At 48.9% G+C, this 1179-nt stretch carries 1 protein-coding gene; it reads left to right on the forward strand.

Annotated features, from left to right (window positions below):
* Nucleotides 1–1179, forward strand: a 1179-nt coding sequence (locus ACT3SX_RS15170) for a DUF2345 domain-containing protein (RefSeq protein ID WP_444761837.1), incomplete at both ends; no start/stop codon positions are given.

The raw sequence follows: 1179 nt of genomic DNA on the forward strand, positions 1-1179 counted from the left end.
GGATGCCGGTTTATCTAATCGACATAACCTCAAAGGCGGTGCCTCTCCCAGATGGCATGGTGGTGGTCTCGGTCACTCGCAAATCAATGACGATGATACTCATAGCGGCTGGATATCTGGTATTGCTCAATACGGGCTAACGTCTGAGTCTGAAGTGACGATGAGCTTTGATGATACGCCAAACAAGGTCGGTCTACAGTGGACGGTGAATACTGGTGCGCGCGCTAATGCTGAGACACCCACCATCACTTCTAATGCGACCTTCGCCCCTGATGAGCATGTCGTTGCATTGGGTACACTACGCCACCGCTTTAGCAATCATCAATCAAATGATAGTGGTCAAGGCATCAATGTCGCTACCGATCATGGGCTACAGATTAGTGGTGATACAGGAGTACTACTCTCTACCTTTAATATCAGACACACGCAAACTGAGCATGAGTCTGCGTGGGTCAATGATGCAGGACAGCAGCAGTTAAAGTTAGGTGCTGAGCTGAGCGAGACATTAGTGGAGGCCAAGCACGCACACCTGCAATCGACGGAGGCACTCAGTAATGCCCGAGCGTCGATAGAAGGGTTTAAGAGTACGGCACAAATCATCGATGAGACGTTGAATACTGAAGTGCTTGGCGCAGCAGATGTGCTGCTCGTAAGCAAAGATAGTATCCTCGCATCGGGCAGCAATACACTGTGGACAGCGAAAACGATCGTGAGACAGTCTGGCAGCACGCAATCAGATATGGTGGCAGGTAGTTATACGCTGGCGGCAAATACGATTGATTCACTCTCAGGCGTCGGTGGTCAAGCGGGTCTATCAGGGCTACATATCAGTGCCAATACCAAACCTGTGGCGATACAAGCACAAGGCGGTGAGTTGCAACTGCATAGTCAGCAAAGTATGACAATCGGTAGTGAGTCGGGACAGGTCAACCTCTCAAGTCCGAAGCGGATTAAGCTACAAACGTCAGCTGGGGCTTCTATTACCATCGATGATAGTGGTATTAAGCTGGTCTGCCCGGGCACGGTTAAGATTAAAGCGGTGAAGAAAGAGATGGTTGCGGGGGCAAAAGCCAATTACTCGCTTCCGATGATGCCTGATACTATTCCGCTGTTTAGTAATAAACTCGATGTTTATGATTTGTTTGTGAATGCAAATTTTGATGAGGTTGATTACGTAGT

The organism is Psychrobacter sp. AOP31-B2-9, assembly GCF_052378005.1.
GTDB lineage: Bacteria > Pseudomonadota > Gammaproteobacteria > Pseudomonadales > Moraxellaceae > Psychrobacter.